At 58.4% G+C, this 15,388-nt stretch carries 10 protein-coding genes; 7 read left to right on the top strand and 3 right to left on the bottom strand.

Annotated elements, in window-relative coordinates; all coding sequences use genetic code 11:
* Positions 1-16 precede the first annotated feature (16 nt).
* Positions 17-2,083: a maltose alpha-D-glucosyltransferase gene (treS, locus tag QN399_RS09740; RefSeq protein WP_322178635.1), complete on the bottom strand. Its 2,067-nt coding sequence runs from the start codon at positions 2,081-2,083 to the stop codon at positions 17-19.
* Positions 2,084-2,296: 213 nt separating this feature from the next.
* Positions 2,297-4,234: a DNA topoisomerase III gene (locus QN399_RS09735; RefSeq protein WP_330200882.1), complete on the bottom strand. Its 1,938-nt coding sequence runs from the start codon at positions 4,232-4,234 to the stop codon at positions 2,297-2,299.
* Positions 4,235-4,554: 320 nt separating this feature from the next.
* Between QN399_RS09735 and QN399_RS09730 the strand changes: the two genes are divergently transcribed.
* The gene (locus QN399_RS09730; protein WP_322183093.1) at positions 4,555-5,487 is read left to right on the top strand and encodes a universal stress protein; all 933 of its coding nucleotides are present in this window, start codon (positions 4,555-4,557) and stop codon (positions 5,485-5,487) included.
* On the opposite strand, the gene QN399_RS09725 is transcribed toward QN399_RS09730, so the two are convergent.
* Entirely contained in the window at positions 5,465-8,086 is a 2,622-nt protein-coding gene (locus QN399_RS09725; protein ID WP_322216946.1) for a cation-translocating P-type ATPase, read from the bottom strand. The two genes, QN399_RS09730 and QN399_RS09725, sit on opposite strands and share 23 nt — an antisense overlap.
* A 319-nt stretch (positions 8,087-8,405) precedes the next feature.
* On the opposite strand from QN399_RS09725, the gene QN399_RS09720 reads away from it, so the two are divergent.
* From QN399_RS09720 to QN399_RS09695, 6 genes are all read left to right on the top strand, one after another.
* Entirely contained in the window at positions 8,406-8,756 is a 351-nt protein-coding gene (locus tag QN399_RS09720; protein WP_322178632.1) for a hypothetical protein, read from the top strand.
* A gap of 273 nt (positions 8,757-9,029) precedes the next feature.
* Positions 9,030-10,391: an OprD family outer membrane porin gene (locus tag QN399_RS09715; RefSeq protein WP_322178631.1), complete on the top strand. Its 1,362-nt coding sequence runs from the start codon at positions 9,030-9,032 to the stop codon at positions 10,389-10,391.
* Positions 10,392-10,643: 252 nt separating this feature from the next.
* The gene (locus tag QN399_RS09710; RefSeq protein WP_322178630.1) at positions 10,644-11,348 is read left to right on the top strand and encodes a YoaK family protein; all 705 of its coding nucleotides are present in this window, start codon (positions 10,644-10,646) and stop codon (positions 11,346-11,348) included.
* A gap of 524 nt (positions 11,349-11,872) precedes the next feature.
* Positions 11,873-14,431, top strand: coding sequence for a nitrite reductase large subunit NirB (gene nirB / locus QN399_RS09705; RefSeq protein WP_330200881.1), 2,559 nt, complete (start codon positions 11,873-11,875; stop codon positions 14,429-14,431).
* Positions 14,431-14,826, top strand: a complete 396-nt coding sequence (gene nirD, locus QN399_RS09700) for a nitrite reductase small subunit NirD (protein ID WP_330200880.1) — start codon at positions 14,431-14,433, stop codon at positions 14,824-14,826. The genes nirB and nirD overlap by 1 nt, the downstream gene beginning before the upstream one ends.
* Before the next feature lie 95 nt (positions 14,827-14,921).
* Positions 14,922-15,362 carry a CBS domain-containing protein gene (locus tag QN399_RS09695; protein ID WP_330200879.1) on the top strand — a complete coding sequence of 147 codons (441 nt, stop codon included), beginning with the start codon at positions 14,922-14,924 and terminating at the stop codon, positions 15,360-15,362.
* The last annotated feature ends 26 nt before the right edge of the window (positions 15,363-15,388 follow it).

Here is a 15,388-nt window from a genome sequence, read left to right as displayed (position 1 = left end):
AGCCAGCCGGTCATCCTCAAACCATCGGCGATGTACTCACCACCCGTAACGCGAGGCCTTCATAAGCGTCCAGGGTGATGGTGAATTCGCCTTGCTCGGTCAGATCCCCCTCGACTCGTTCATTGATGATGTCAACGACCGGGCCGGGGGCGATGTCGGGCAGATGCAAGGTCTCGACGACGGGTTCAGCACTGAAGTTCAGTGCGGTGATCTGGGTGCCCTTCCCGGCTGGCAGTTCGTGAACCATGATCAGCAGACCTGGATGCTGCACGTCAGGGATCAAAATCTGGCGACTGGCGGCGATGTCATACGCGCGCCGCACAGCCAGTATTTTCTTGAGCAGAGAAACAAAGGAGTCCGGCCGCTGCAATTGATCGACCAGGCTGCCGTATAGGGTCTTCGGACGCGGCATGTTGCCGGCCGAAAACTCCGCGTCAGGGTCGAGGTCGACCAGATCGTAAGCCCCCCGATGAATCCAGCGCGTATCGCCGTCCTGCATCAAATGTTGAACCTGTTCGGCCGGCAGTGTCAGCGCGCCCACCAAGTCCCAGCCGGACAAGGCGAAAACCCCCGGCTGCATCGCGTTGTACATCACCAACAGCACATGAATGTGCTGGATCCGCTGAATGTCTGCCTCAGTGATGGCCTCAAGGTCCCGAATGCCCAAGGCGGCCGTGATGATACTGGCCGTGGTGCAGGACACGCCGTTAGTGACGAACTTGAGATTGTAGGGCGCGTGCTCCCCTGCCAGCCGTTCGTACATTTCTTCGCGGATGTGTTCGCGCAAGATGTTTCCGGGGAAGGTCTGCCCCTGATAGTGATAAGTATCGTGGGCGTGCAGCGTCCAGAAGTGCACCAGTTCAAGGGTCAACTCATCATGGTTTTGCAGCGCGTGAATCAGCGACGCAGGATCAATCCCGAACACATGGACCTGACGCAGCATCAGGCGCAAGAACTCAGTATTGCCGGTCAGTAACGCGTGCTGATAAGCCGGTCGGGTAATGAAGTCGTAGGACAGATCGGCACCGCCGTGGGACATGGCGGCGATGTCATCCAGGGTCAGGTTCAGCTCCTGAAAGCTGAACCCTCCGGCTTTGCGAATGGCCCCGCCCAGCAGTTGATTACCGGTGATCGACAACGGGTGACTCTCTGACCAGGCATTGCCTTCAGCCTTGCGCTCGACCCCGAGAAAACCATTGGCGTCGAGACGCAAGACCCGTGCGCCCATGACATCGATGGCATGCAACGCATCGCCGATGATCATCTGTTGTGCGGCAAAGCTTGGGTCCAGCCAATTGAGTGATGGCTGGCCTTCTTTGAAATAGTGCAGATACACCCAGCGCCGGTCCTTTCCGTCCACGCCCTGAACCACCGACGTGGCACTCCAATCGGTATCCTTGATACCCGGCTCGAAGAAAATAACCCGCTGCAATTGCCCCACGATGTAATGCTTGTCTCTGAGACAATCGACGATTTCCGGCGTGAGATTCACCGCATCCCGACCTTGCGGAATGTCAGGTAACAGGTGCCAGTCCTCTTCCCTGATCTCGACCATGTGGTAGAGGCCTGGATAGTCTTCGTAAGCCATTTCAGCCAGACGAAAATCAGCGCCTTTGCCCGTGTGAGAGGGGATCACATCGTCGATGATGACGGCGTTGTGCGCAGCGGCGATGCGGCTCAAACTTTGAAATTGCGCGTCGGTGCCCAACTCTGGATCGATCTCGAAACTGATCCTGTCGAAGTTGCCATCAATGCTGGGTGTACGAAGACGCCCTTGCAAACCACCGGAGGTTTTGAGTGGGCCGTTGTGAATGCCTTCAATACCGATTTCGGACAAGGCGTGCCACAGCGTCTCATCGGCAAGCGCCTCCAACACAGAGCCGCCCTCACGGGTCACAATCGATGCCGGGTAAGCGGTGAACCAGACCGATGCAATGGCCGAAGCATCTCGGGGACGAGTCTGCGCATAAGGCCTCTGCCAGAGCCTGCCCTGCCCCGAATACAATTTGGCGCGCTGCTTGGCGGCATTGAGCATCGACTGCTCAACCAGCCACTCCACATACTGCTTGTCCGGGGTTGTCATCTGTTCAGTCACTCCCTCTTTAAGGTGGATTGGAGAAGAATGCCTAAAGCGATATGAACATCCTTGAACCAATCCTGTCTGCGCTGTTGCCTACTTCTATGAGCGCCTGCAGCGGCAAACGTTGCATCTTTTGCCTATTTCTCCCGTCGCAGTGGATTCGGTGAGGTCGCTCCATCACCCGTTTTTTGGGACCCGCGTCTCAATCAAGCCAAGCTATTTGGCTTTGCGGCGCTTACTGGCGGTCGCGGTCTTGGGTGCGGCTGCACTGCGCTTCTTCTTCCAGGGCGTAGTGCCGCGACCCGCCGGGCTCGCAGGTCCGGCAATGCTCAGGCCCAAGCCAGCACAACGATCCACTTGTTTGCTCATCCAGGCTGACTGTTTGGCCACAAAGTCCTCCAGGCTCATCTCGCCGCTCTGAACCATATCCAGCGCCTGCTCCCAGATGGCGGTGGTTCCGGGATCGGCGATGGCTCGGGGCACGGCGTCGATCAGGCTGAAGGCTGCCGGGGTGGCGGCTAATGCCTTGCCCTGCTTGATCAGATAGCCCCGATTGAGCAATCCCTGAATGATCCCGGCGCGCGTCGCCTCGGTACCGATGCCGGTGGTGTCCTTGAGTTTCTGCTTGAGACGGGGATCGTCTACCAGTTTGGCGACGTTCTTCATCCCCTTGATCAGATCGCCTTCGGTGAAGGGCTTGGGCGGCTGGGTCCAGAGGTCTTTCAGCGTCACGTCCGCTACGTCACACTCTTGCCCTTCGGTCAGGGCCGGCAGAATTTGGGCGGGAGGCGCTTCGCGGCCTTTGGCGGGGGCCACGGCTTGCGGAAGTGCACGCCGCCAACCGGGCTCCACGATCACCTTGCCCACCGCGCGCAACGCCTGCTCGGCGCAATCAAAATCGGCTTGGGTTCGGTCGTATGCGTGGTTCGGCAGAAACTGCGCCAGATAGCGCGCCCGGATCAAGGAGTAGACCGCCCGATGCTTACCTACCAAGCGCCCAAGGTCTATCGTTGCGGCAGTCGGGATGATGCCGTGGTGGGCACTGACCTTCGCGTCGTTCCACGCCCGCGAGCGGCGCTTGGGGTCTACGTGTTTCAGCAGGTCCACCAAGCCCGGATCGGCACGGCCCAAGGCTGCCAGGATCGCTGGCGCTTCGCTGTGCTGGCTCAGCGGCAGATAGCCGCAATCACTGCGCGGGTAGGTAATGACTTTATGGGTTTCATAAAGTGCCTGGGCGATATCCAGGGTTTCTTGAGCGCCAAAGCCCAGTTTCTTGGAGCACACCTCCTGAAGAGTACCCAAATCGAACAGCAACGGCGGTGCTTCGCGCATACGCTCGGTGCGCAACTTGATCACCCGTGCGCTGGCGGCATTGGTCATGGCGGCTGCAGCCTCTTGAGCCAGTACCTGGTTCAAGCAGCGACCGTGCTCGTCACATGTGTCTTCGTGCGCGCGCCACTGGGCGGTTAAATACGTGCCGTCGCAGAGTAGCTGCACATCAATCGCCCAATACGGAACCGGCACAAAAGCGGCAATGCTGCGGTCGCGGTCCACCACCAGACGCAGGGTCGGTGTCTGTACCCGCCCTACCGGCAGCACGCCCTGATAGCCGGACTGGCGCCCAAGCAGGGTGAATAACCGACTCATGTTCATCCCAATCAACCAGTCAGCGCGCGAGCGGCCCAGCGCCGAATGATAGAGACTAAATGTCTCGGCACCGGGCTTGAGCGCCGCCAGCGCCTTGTGGATCGACGCATCGTCGAGGGCTGATAACCAGAGCCGTTGAATCGGCCCGCGATACTGACAGTACTCCACCAACTCGCGGGCAATCATTTCACCTTCACGATCGGCATCCGTCGCAATGACCAGCTCGCGGGCCTCACCGAGCAAACGTTTGACAGCCTTGAACTGGCTTGCGGTCTTCGGCTTGACCAGCATTCTCCACTCTTTGGGTATGATCGGCAGATCGGCCAGGACCCAACGTTTGTACCGGGCGTCATAGGCGTCTGGCGGTGCGGTCTCCAATAGATGACCGATGCACCAAGTCACCGTGACGTTTGATCCCACCCAGCAGCCATCGCCGCGCCTGTTAGCGCCCAGCACCTTGGCAATGTCTTTGGCCTGGGAAGGTTTTTCACACAGGAAGAGCCGCATGGTCGTCATCGTTCATTGCGTCGAGGGGTGAGGTGCAGCATGCGCAGTGTTGGGGGTTGAAGCAACCTTTATCTGTATGGATATACAGCCTTATCCAAATTGGGCCTTGCCCTTGGCGCATGTCTGACGAGCCTCGCCTGCCCACGCGCCCGTTGGCCTGGAGCCTGTTCGGGATCATCAGCGCCGCGAACATCAGGTTGATTGCGCAACTGGCTATATTAAGGTTGATCCACATCAAATACTGCGCCACGACTCGGAACATGCTTGCGTTAAACGGCTATTATCGCTGGCAACTAACGACTTTTTCGCCGGGGTGCATCATGACCAACCAACAGCGACTCATGCTCATTGTTCCTCCTTTGCTGGATAAAACCCCGGCGTTTGAGCGCGCCACAGCATTGGCAAAAGCCAAAGGTGCTGCGCTGCACATTGTTGCCTTTGATTATCTGGAAGGCTTGGCGACCGCCGGACTGGTCAACGAACGGGCACTGGAAGAAATGCGCTACAGCTATGTCGAGCGCCATCGTCAATGGCTGGAAGAGCAAGCGCATCCGCTACGTCATCTGGGCATAGAGGTCACGACAGAAGTGGTGTGGGCTGAACATCCCCTGAAGGAAATGCTTACATACCTGCACGAGATGCCTGTTGATCTGGTGATCAAGGATTTGCAACACGAGTCGTTATTAAAGCGTGCTGTATTTACCACCCTGGACCTGCAGTTGCTTCACGAGTGTCCCTACCCTTTGCACTTCGTTGCAAAGAGCCATAACCCTACGCCTCGCAGAATCGTTGCAGCGGTTGATCTACTCCATCCCGATGATCAGTATTCGGGGTTCAATGACACGATCATTCACGAAGCGTTAAAACTGGGCATTCAATGCAACGCTCAAGTTGATGTGGTGTATGCCTATGACCTGTCGATGATTGATGCGGCGGATTATAGCTACGCCAGTGCCTCGATGATGTTCGATTCAAACCTGACACCGACCACACCGACATTGTACGAACTGGAAAACGTAGCCTTCGATACATTGGCTGAACGCAACGGTGTTCCGGTGGAGAACCGTCACTTTATGTTGGGAAGCCCTTCCAAGGTGTTAGCCCGCTTTGCCGAGAGCCAAGACATCGACGTTATCGTTATGGGCCGGATACACCACCGAAGCTTGGGGCATCTGCTCGGAAGCACGGCAGAGCGCATTCTTTACAAGATGCCCGGCAGTGTATTGATACTCAATCCAGACAGCTCGGTTTAACGGCGTTGGTTGAACGGGCACGAAGGCCCCACTTGACGCATTCGAACCAGATCAGGCTCACGATCGAGACGCCAAGTGCCGCCGCGAGCAACACAGGCGTTGGCGTCACGAACGAAAACAGCCGGCTAATGGCGGGTACGAAAAGCACCCCACACAACATGGCGATCGTTCCCGCCGCGATCCAGCCGAATTGCCGATTGGAGGCACTGCTGCTGTGCCACGAGGTATGGACCCAAGAGCGATTGGCCTGTATCAGGGCGAGGTTCGATAGCACCAGCACGACAAATGTCAGCGCCCGCGCCATGTCATCACGACCGGCATCAGAAGGCACTATTAAGTGCGCACTCGCGTAAGTCCCCAGCAACAACACCAGCAAACCGCCCCCCTGCCACAATCCACGCACCATCAAGGCCCTGTCGAACAGGCGCTGATCCGTCCGCCGTGGCGCAACCTTCATCGCGTCCGCCTCCAGCGCCTCGGCTTCGAACACTACCGAACACGCGGGGTCGATAATGAGTTGCAGGAAGAGGATGTGCACCGGCATCAGCAGCATCGGCAAGCCGATCAATACAGGCAGGATCGACAACCCGACGATGGGGACATGCGCCGCCACCACGAAGGCAATCGCTTTGCGCAGGTTGGCGAACACCCGGCGACCATAACGAACGGCCGTCACGAGTGAGGCAAAGTCGTCGTTCAATAAAACCAGTGCAGCGGCCTCGCGCGCGACCTCGGTGCCTCGCGCGCCCATGGCAACGCCGATGTCGGCGGCCTTCAGCGCCGGGGCGTCGTTGACACCGTCGCCCGTCATCGCGACCACATCGCCCCGAGCGCGGAATGCCCGCACGAGGCGCAGCTTCTGATCGGGCTGCACACGGCAGAAGATGTGCGTGTCGGCAAGGCGCGCAGTCAGAGCCTCATCGCTCAATGTAGCGATTTCAGTCCCGGTGATGACTGGAGCCTCAGCACTCAAGCCCGCCTGCCGCGCTATCGAGATCGCAGTGGCCGGGTGGTCGCCCGTCATCATCACGACGCGTATGCCTGCGGCTTTGCACTCCGCAATGGCCTGCGGCACATCGGGCCGCACCGGGTCCTCCAGAGCAACCAGCCCGAGGAACTGGAAATCGAAGTCGTGCTGCAGTTTCGGCAGCGCCTCTGTATCAAACGTGGCCTGCGCGACACCCAGCACGCGCAGGCCGTCGCTCGCCATCGCCAAGACCTGCCTGGCGATCACAGCACTGCGCGTGGCATCCAGGTGACATAGATCGACGATGGCCTCCGGCGCGCCTTTGGCCGCAATGAGTCGGGCAGGTGAGCCCTTGTCCGGACTTTGCCATACCCGAGACATTGCCAGCATTTCGGGTGATAACGGATAGTCGTCGACGAGCGTCCAGTTGCCATGCAGGTGTTCGGTATTCGCCAACAGGCGCTGGCCGGCTTCACCAATGGCCAACTCCATCGGATCAAACGCACGGCGATGACTCGCCAGCACCGCGTACTCCAGCAGGCCATGCAACTCGTCCTGCAGCGGTGCCGCTCCCCCCGCCTGCGAGGTGTCATAAATTGCCTCTTCGGACCACAGACGCCGCACCGTCATTCGGTTTTCGGTCAGCGTGCCAGTCTTGTCAACGCACAACACCGTCGTCGCCCCCAGCAATTCAATGGCGGGAATGCTACGCGCCAGTACCTTCTCGCGAGCCAGACGCCAGGCACCCAGCCCCAGAAAGAGCGTCAGCACGACCGGCAGCTCCTCGGGCAGGATGGCCATCGCCAACGTAAGTCCGGCCAATAAACCCTGCAACCAGCTACCGAGGATAAGTGCGTGGGTAACGGCGAGGGAAGCGGCCAGTGCCAGGCCGACGAGCGCCACGCGTTTGACAACCCAACGCGTCTCCTGCTGGATCGGTGTGGCCTCGACTACGATCCCCGCGAGCGATTGGCCGATGCGCCCCAGCGCGCTGCGCTCGCCAGTAGCGATAACCCGCCCACGCGCAGTGCCGCGCGTGACCAGCGTGCCCGAAAAGGCCCGCGACAGATCCGCTGTATCCTGTGCGATGGCCCTATCGTCATCGATCACGTTCAAAGGCGACGCATGCTTGTCCACCGATGCCGACTCTCCTGTCAGCAGTGACTCGTCGACCGCGAAGTTCGGTGCGTCGATGAGTTGCAGGTCGGCAGGCACCCGGTCGCCTTCAGCGAGAAGCACGATGTCGCCCAGCACCAGCTCTCTGGCCGCGATCCGGCGTATTAGGCCGTCGCGCTGGACCTGGGCTTGCGGGCTGGACAGATCGCGCAGAGCGTCCAGCGAGCGCTCGCTGCGCCGCTGCTGGACAAAGCTCATGCCCATGACCACAAAGACGAAGCCCAGAAGCATCAAGGCTTCCTGGGCATCCCCCAGCACCATGTAGAGCGCCCCACACGCCAGCAACAGCAGAAACATCGGCTCAGTCGCGACCTGGCGAACCAGACGCAGCACGCTTCGTGGTTGCGAAACCGGCATCTCGTTTGGGCCATCCCGGCCAAGACGAAGTTGGGCCTCACACTCGCTCAGGCCCACCTCAGCAGTGGCGTTCGCCTCCAGAGGCGAGAAATCTTTCATCGTATGTCCTGTTTAACAGGCCTTTCATGATTAAGGTCGGGTCGGGAACACGGATCGACACTCACGACAATAAACACACCCGAAGTCAGCCGTGCGGCGGTCTCGAAACGCGGGTGTCTGTGGGGGGTAGTTGTCGTGCTTGATCTGACCATCCGCTTGACTCTACTCGTGTTCAGAGTTTGCGTCCGTGCGTCACGTGAACATATATCGGGTGACCGTGAGTGGCTTGATTTGGGTCAAAAAAAGCAAGGGTGCATGGAGTAAGTGGACTCATGACTGCGGAGTGCTAAAGTCGGCACTTTCAGAACGAGGAAGCATAATGCGGATGCTCATAGCTGCCCTGACCTTGGGGATGTTGGCGGGATGTACAGCGCCGGCCATGAATGAGGCCAGATCCCAAGGCCCGTACAAGACGTTTTTATCTCAGAAGTCAGGCGAGCTCGTCGCCCAATGTATCCAGTTCGCCTGGCAGGATGAGTCAGTTTTTGGCGTAGAGGGTGATGCGTTTATACATTCCGGTAGCCAGAAAGAACTCACGGTCTACACAAGGGGCTCGGAGTACTTCGTTGATGTGCTCAGTGGAGCGTCCGGCACAACTGTCAATTATTACCAGGCACTGAGTAATTCGATTGCAGAGCGCAGGCTTAGCGCGCTGGCGACCTGCCTCTAAACATTGACGTCAGGTTAAAGGGGATTTAGTTACATCAGATCCCCTGCAAGGAAAATTAAAAGAACGCCCTCCGCTTTACCCCTACCAACCTCGATTTTCAGGCATCGGTCAATGCGACATTCCTCTTAGCGTCCTGTCACATGATTGTCATGTCATTGTTTCCTAATGCGTTTCAAAATATTGCACAGATAAAGGCGTTGACCGCCAGCATCGCAATACTGCCGTTTGAGTAGCTGATCGGCAGTTTGAATACCCCTGTGAACGAGACCCATGATGATCAAGAAACTGCACAAACCCATTGTCGGCGCCATATTGGGCAGCGTAGTGATGTCTGCTCAAGCGGATTTTATCGACGACAGCCATGCCGACCTTACGTTGCTCAATCGCTACCTTAATCAGCAGGGTCGCGGTATAGATGGCAATAACAATCCTAGTAAAGCAGCCAAAAGCTACCGTGACTGGGGGCAGGGCTTTCAGCTCAACTTCAAGTCTGGCTACACCGAAGGCGCCGTTGGCGTTGGTCTGGATGTTGAGGGCTTCTATGGCCTCAAACTCGACTCCGGCGGCGACCTGAACGACAAGAGCAATCAAAGCCGTTACCCTGGTAGCATGTTCCCGCTGGATAACGGCAAGTCCGCCAATGACTTCGCCGTGCTGACCCCTACCCTCAAAATGCGCTTCCTTAAAGATGAGTTGCGTGTGGGCGGGCTGTATCAAAACAACCCGATGCTGGCCAATACCGATGGGCGTCTGTACCACCAGACCAATACCGGGGCGCAGTTGGTTTCCAAGGATTTGTCAGACTTCACCTTTACCGGTGGCGATATCATTCGGACGAAAATCCGCAACGAAACCAACGACAGTGGCATGATCACCGGTGGCGGCGCCAAACTCAGTGATCGCTTCCTCTATGGCGGCGCCGATTACACGGGCATTGCCGACACCACATTGAGCCTGTGGTACTCCAACCTGCAGGATTACTATCAGCAAGCCTTTATCGGTGCCAAGCACATCACTCAACTACCCGTCGGTAGCCTCGCCAGTGATTTCCGTGGTTACCGCAGCCTGGGCATAGGCGGCAACGCCAATGGCGACAGTGACTTTGCAACCAATGGCTACTACGGTAATGGCCTGAGCAAAGGGCGGATCAACCAGTCGACTATTAGCTTGATGGAAAGCTATAGCCTGGCAGGCCACACCTTAGGTTTGGGCCTTCAGAAAAACACCGGCGACAGCGACTTCCCTTATCTGGACTCAGGCCTGAACAGCGGTGACGCCCGTCAGGGACCGGGTGCGGGCGCTGACACCCCAGCGCTGACCAACATGCAATTGAACAAGTTCCAACACGCCGGCGAGCGTACTTGGCTTGCGCAGTACAAGTATGATTTTGGCCAGTTGGGCGTCAAAGGATTGGGCTTCGCAGCCACTTATGCCCATGGTGATCAGATCAGAGTGGCCAGCGGTGGTGACAGCGAATGGGAACGCAACCTTGCGTTGAGCTACCAAGTGCCTGAGGGGAAACTGAAGGGCCTGGGTGTTACCTGGAAGAACGCCAGGGCCAACCCGAGTATTACCGGGCAGACCCTGCAGGACGAAAATCGCTTCTACGTGAGCTATATCGTACCGCTGTGGTAATACACAGCCAGGCATGAACGCTGTCAAGGCGACGTAATCCGGCTTACCCATGCTTCGCGTGGGTAAGCCGCCTTAAAATGAACAGGTTGACTGTTGGCGCAACCGCGAAAACTCCCGCTCGAAAAGCAAGGAATCCTTGAAGAGGCATTCGTCGAATTCAAATCCACTGGGCTTTGCCTCATACTCTGCGCTGAGATATGACGATACCAGCACCTTGACCTCACGAATCCCCCCAAGGAGCCCGATACGCTGATGCTGCCTTCCCCCCTTAAAATCCTTACCAATCCCGCGCGGCTGCACACACAGAAATGGCGTGGGCGCGTTGGCCTGTGCCTGGTTGCCGGTCTCTCGGTATTGGCAGGCATGACGGATGCGATCGGTTTTATGGCAACCGGTGACTTCGTATCGTTCATGAGCGGCAACACCACCCGCCTGGCCGTGGCCATAAGCGAAGGCGACTTCGGGCTTATGCTGCGACTGCTTATCGTCGTTGCCACGTTTATCGGCGGCAATACACTGGGCATTGTCGTAAGCCGAATGACGGGGCGACGCGCCCTTCCCTTGCTGCTGTGCATCGCTGCGTTGTTATCCGCTGCGGCAGCCTTGCCATTGACCGCTCAACTGCCAGCACTGTTGGCCGCTATTATCGCCATGGGCATGCTCAACGCCGCCGTCGAAGAGGTCAATGGCTTCCCTATTGGCCTGACTTACGTGACAGGCGCACTCTCACGATTCGGCAGAGGATTAGGCCGGTGGATGCTGGGAGAGCGAAGAAATGGATGGCGAGTTCAGTTGATACCCTGGACCGGCATGTTTGCAGGTGCGGTGATCGGCGCCCTGCTTGAGCAGCAACTGGGTATGAAAGCTCTATTGTTCAGCGGCTTGCTTTCTGCCGTTTTGGGGTTTGCCGCACTGAAAATCCCACGCCGCTGGCAACTGGCTTATATGCCTAAATAAGGGTAATCAGCACTCCCCCGCTTTTCCAGACTGCGCAGCAGCTTGCAGGGGGCATGGTCATACCATGACGACTCTATTGCCCACGACCTACATTGCCCCAAATAAGGGAACCGGGAAACTTATCCGCACCCTTCTGGTTCAATGTACTCATTAGCATATGACCCGATCATGTTTCCCGGTGCGTAGAGAGCACCTGAAAAAGACCCGCTGTGTAGCGCTTCAACCCTCCTCCGCTTAGCGATCTCTGGATAGAAAGACGTCCATCCGACACTGGCATGAAACCTGCTTTAGTCCTGACAAACCTGTAGAAATCTCCTATAGGACGTCCAGGCGTGGTCACCGACGACCACCTTCCAGTACTGGCGCAGGACGGGTGAACCAGGCAGCGCGGCTTCGGTTAATCACCCCACCACACATCCATGAATACCAGGCAAAGACGCCTGGAGCCGTCACACGGCTCCAGGCGTTTTTTTTGCTTTTTTTTCTGGCCATGCCACGGCAGCGGCTTCGACTGAGGAAAGGTTATGAACGCAACCGCCACCCCGATCAAGAGCGAAACACTGGTCGTCATCGGCAACGGCATGGTCGGCCATCATTGCGTCGAGCAGTTGATCGAGCATGGCGCGCTCGCCCACTATCACGTGCATGTGTTCGGTGAGGAGCGGCAGCGTGCCTACGACCGCGTCCACCTCTCAGAGTACTTCGGCGGTCGTGATGCAGAGTCCCTCGCACTTGGTGAGGCCGATCTGTATGCCCGCCACGGTGTGCAGCTGCACCTCGGCGTGCAAGTGCTCGACATCGACCGCGAGCGCAAGGAAGTAGTCACCAGCGCCGGACGCCAGGCTTATGACCGATTGGTGCTGGCCACCGGCTCCTATCCCTTTGTGCCGCCGATCCCCGGTGCCGAAGGCCGCTCCCGGTTGGTCTACCGTACTCTGGACGACCTAGACGCCATCCGCGAGGCGGCTACCAATGCCCGACGTGGCGTGGTGGTAGGTGGCGGCCTGCTCGGCCTTGAAGCCGCCAATGCACTGAAGTCCCTGGGGCTGGAAGCCCATGTCGTTGAATTCGCCCCACAACTGATGCCGGTGCAACTGGACGCCTCAGGTGGCGAAGCACTGCGGGCACGGATCGAGACCCTGGGCGTCGGTGTGCACCTTTCGCGAGCGACCCAGGAGATCGTTATCGGTGAAGAGTATGCCTACCGCATGAACTTCAACGGTGGCGAATTCCTTGAAACCGACCTGATCGTATTCTCTGCCGGGATCCGCCCGCAGGACGCTATCGGCCGTAGCGCCGGGCTGGACGTGGCACCGCGTGGCGGCCTGGTCGTGGACAATCATTGCCGCACCAGCGACCCCTACATCTTCGCCATCGGCGAGTGTGCGTCCTGGAACGGCAGCATCTTTGGTCTGGTCGCGCCGGGCTACAGCATGGCGCGTAACGTTGCCGCGCAACTCGCGGGTCAGCATTACGACCCCTTTACCGGCGCAGACATGTCGACCAAGCTCAAGCTGCTGGGCGTTGATGTCGGTTCTATCGGCGACGCTCACGCGGCGACTCCCGGCGCCAAGAGCTACCGCTTTATCGACGAGGCCAGCGCCAGCTATCGCCGCCTGGTGGTCTCTGCCGATGGCAAGCATGTGCTGGGCGCGGTACTGATCGGCGATAACAGCTATTACGACACCTTGCTGCAATACGCGCAGAACGGCATAGCGCTGCCCAAGGACCCGTCCAGCCTGATCCTGCCGCTGTCAGACGGCGCACCGACACTCGGTGCCGATGCGCTGCCGGACACCGCCACTATTTGCTCCTGCCATAACGTTACCAAGGGCGCGGTGTGCTGTGCGGTCGACGCAGGTTGCACCGACCTCGGCGAACTCAAGGGCAAGACCAAGGCAGGCACTGGCTGCGGCGGTTGCAGCGCACTGCTCAAGCAGGTCTTCGAGCACGAGCTCAGTGCCCGTGGCGTCGCCGTCGACAAAAGCCTCTGCGAGCACTTCGCCCATACCCGTCAGGAACTGTACGCCCTGGTACGGGTGGAAGGCATCATCAGCTTCGACGAAATGCTCGCCAAACATGGACGCGGCCACACCGGCTGCGATATCTGCAAACCCGCTGTGGGCTCGATTCTCGCCTCATGCTGGAACCAGCCGATCATGGACCCATCGTTGGTGCACCTGCAGGACACCAACGACACATTCATGGCCAACATGCAGAAGAACGGCACCTATTCGATCATCCCGCGCATCGCCGCCGGCGAAATCACCCCGGACAAGTTGATCGCCCTGGGCGCTGTCGCGAAGAAATACGACCTCTACACCAAGATCACTGGCGGCCAGCGCATCGATCTGTTCGGCGCTCAATTGCATCAGTTGCCGGACATCTGGGGCGAACTGATCGAGGCCGGTTTCGAGACCGGACACGGCTACGGCAAGTCATTGCGTACGGTCAAATCCTGCGTCGGCAGCACATGGTGTCGTTATGGCGTTCAGGACAGCGTGAGCATGGCGCTGCTCCTGGAGAACCGCTACAAGGGCCTGCGCGCACCGCATAAATTCAAGCTTGCGGTTTCCGGCTGCACCCGCGAATGCGCCGAGGCGCAGAGCAAGGACGTTGGGGTGATCGCTACCGAGAAAGGCTGGAATCTCTATGTCTGTGGCAACGGAGGCATGCGCCCGCGTCACGCCGAATTACTAGCCACGGACCTGGATGACCAAACCCTATTGCGCTACGTCGACCGGTTCCTGATGTTCTACATCCGTACTGCCGACAAACTGCAACGCACCTCTGTCTGGCGCGAAAGCCTGGACGGCGGCCTGGACTACCTCAAAGACGTCATCATCAACGACAGTCTGGGGCTTGGGGCTGAGCTGGAATCGCAAATGCAACTGGTCATTGACCGGTACGAATGCGAATGGGCAAACGCTATCAATGACCCGGAAAAGCTCAAGCGCTTCCGGACCTTCGTCAACGATGAGCGCGGTGACCCGGATATCCATTTCGTCAAAGAACGAGGCCAGCGCCGCCCGGTGCATGCTAACGAACTCCACCTGATTCCCGTTACCCAGGAGGTGCTCTGATGAGCCAGTCAAACGTCGTCCGTATCAAACCCCGCCACGCTATTGAAAGCCCTGCGCAATGGCAGATGCTGTGCAGCCGCCAAGACCTGGTGGCCAATTCCGGCGTCGTCGCCTGGCTCGATGGCGCCCAGGTCGCGTTATTTCACCTGCCTGACAGTCTGGGCAAGACCCTCTACGCCATCGACAACCGCGACCCAAAGTCAGGCGCCAACGTCATTGGCCGTGGCATCGTCGGCAACCTTAAGGGCGAGTTGGTGATTGCCTCACCCCTGTACAAACAGCACTTTCGTCTCGAAGACGGCAGCTGCCTGGAATATCCAGAGCAGAGCCTGCGTGTCTGGCCCGTACGTTTGAACGGGGATGCCGTAGAGATCGGAGTAAGCGCAGCGCGCTAGCTTTAAACAGTGGAAACAGTCCTGACCCTACGACCTGTGCCGCAGCGTCAGGGCGGTTCGCGGCCACCTATAAGAATGGTAGTGGAGAAACCCGCATGAAGACCGTTGCGCAACTGCTCAAGTTAAAAGCCATCCACAATCAACATGTCCATACCATCGCTCCAGACCAGATGGTGCTAGAGGCGCTGCGGGTGATGGCCGAGAAAAATATCGGCGCTCTACCGGTGATAGAAGACGGTCAAGTGGTGGGCGTAATCAGCGAGCGAGACTACGCACGCAAGATCGTTCTCCAGGGCCGCTCCTCCATCGGCACGTCTGTCAGAGCCATCATGAGCTCGCCCGTGGTGACGGTGAACTCCCACCAAAGTATCGAGACGTGCATGGGGGTTATGACCGATAGCCACCTGCGCCATTTACCCGTCGTGGAAGACGGACAACTGCTCGGCCTGCTGTCCATTGGTGACTTGATTAAAGAGGCGATAGCCGAGCAGGCTGACCTGATCCGGAAACTGGAACAGTATATTCGCGGGCATTAAACTGACCGTTATTCCGACCGATCAAA

Source organism: Pseudomonas sp. 10C3, assembly GCF_036346185.1.
GTDB lineage: Bacteria > Pseudomonadota > Gammaproteobacteria > Pseudomonadales > Pseudomonadaceae > Aquipseudomonas.
Note: the sequence above shows the minus strand (reverse complement) of the source record. Positions and strands in the feature narration are given on the sequence as shown.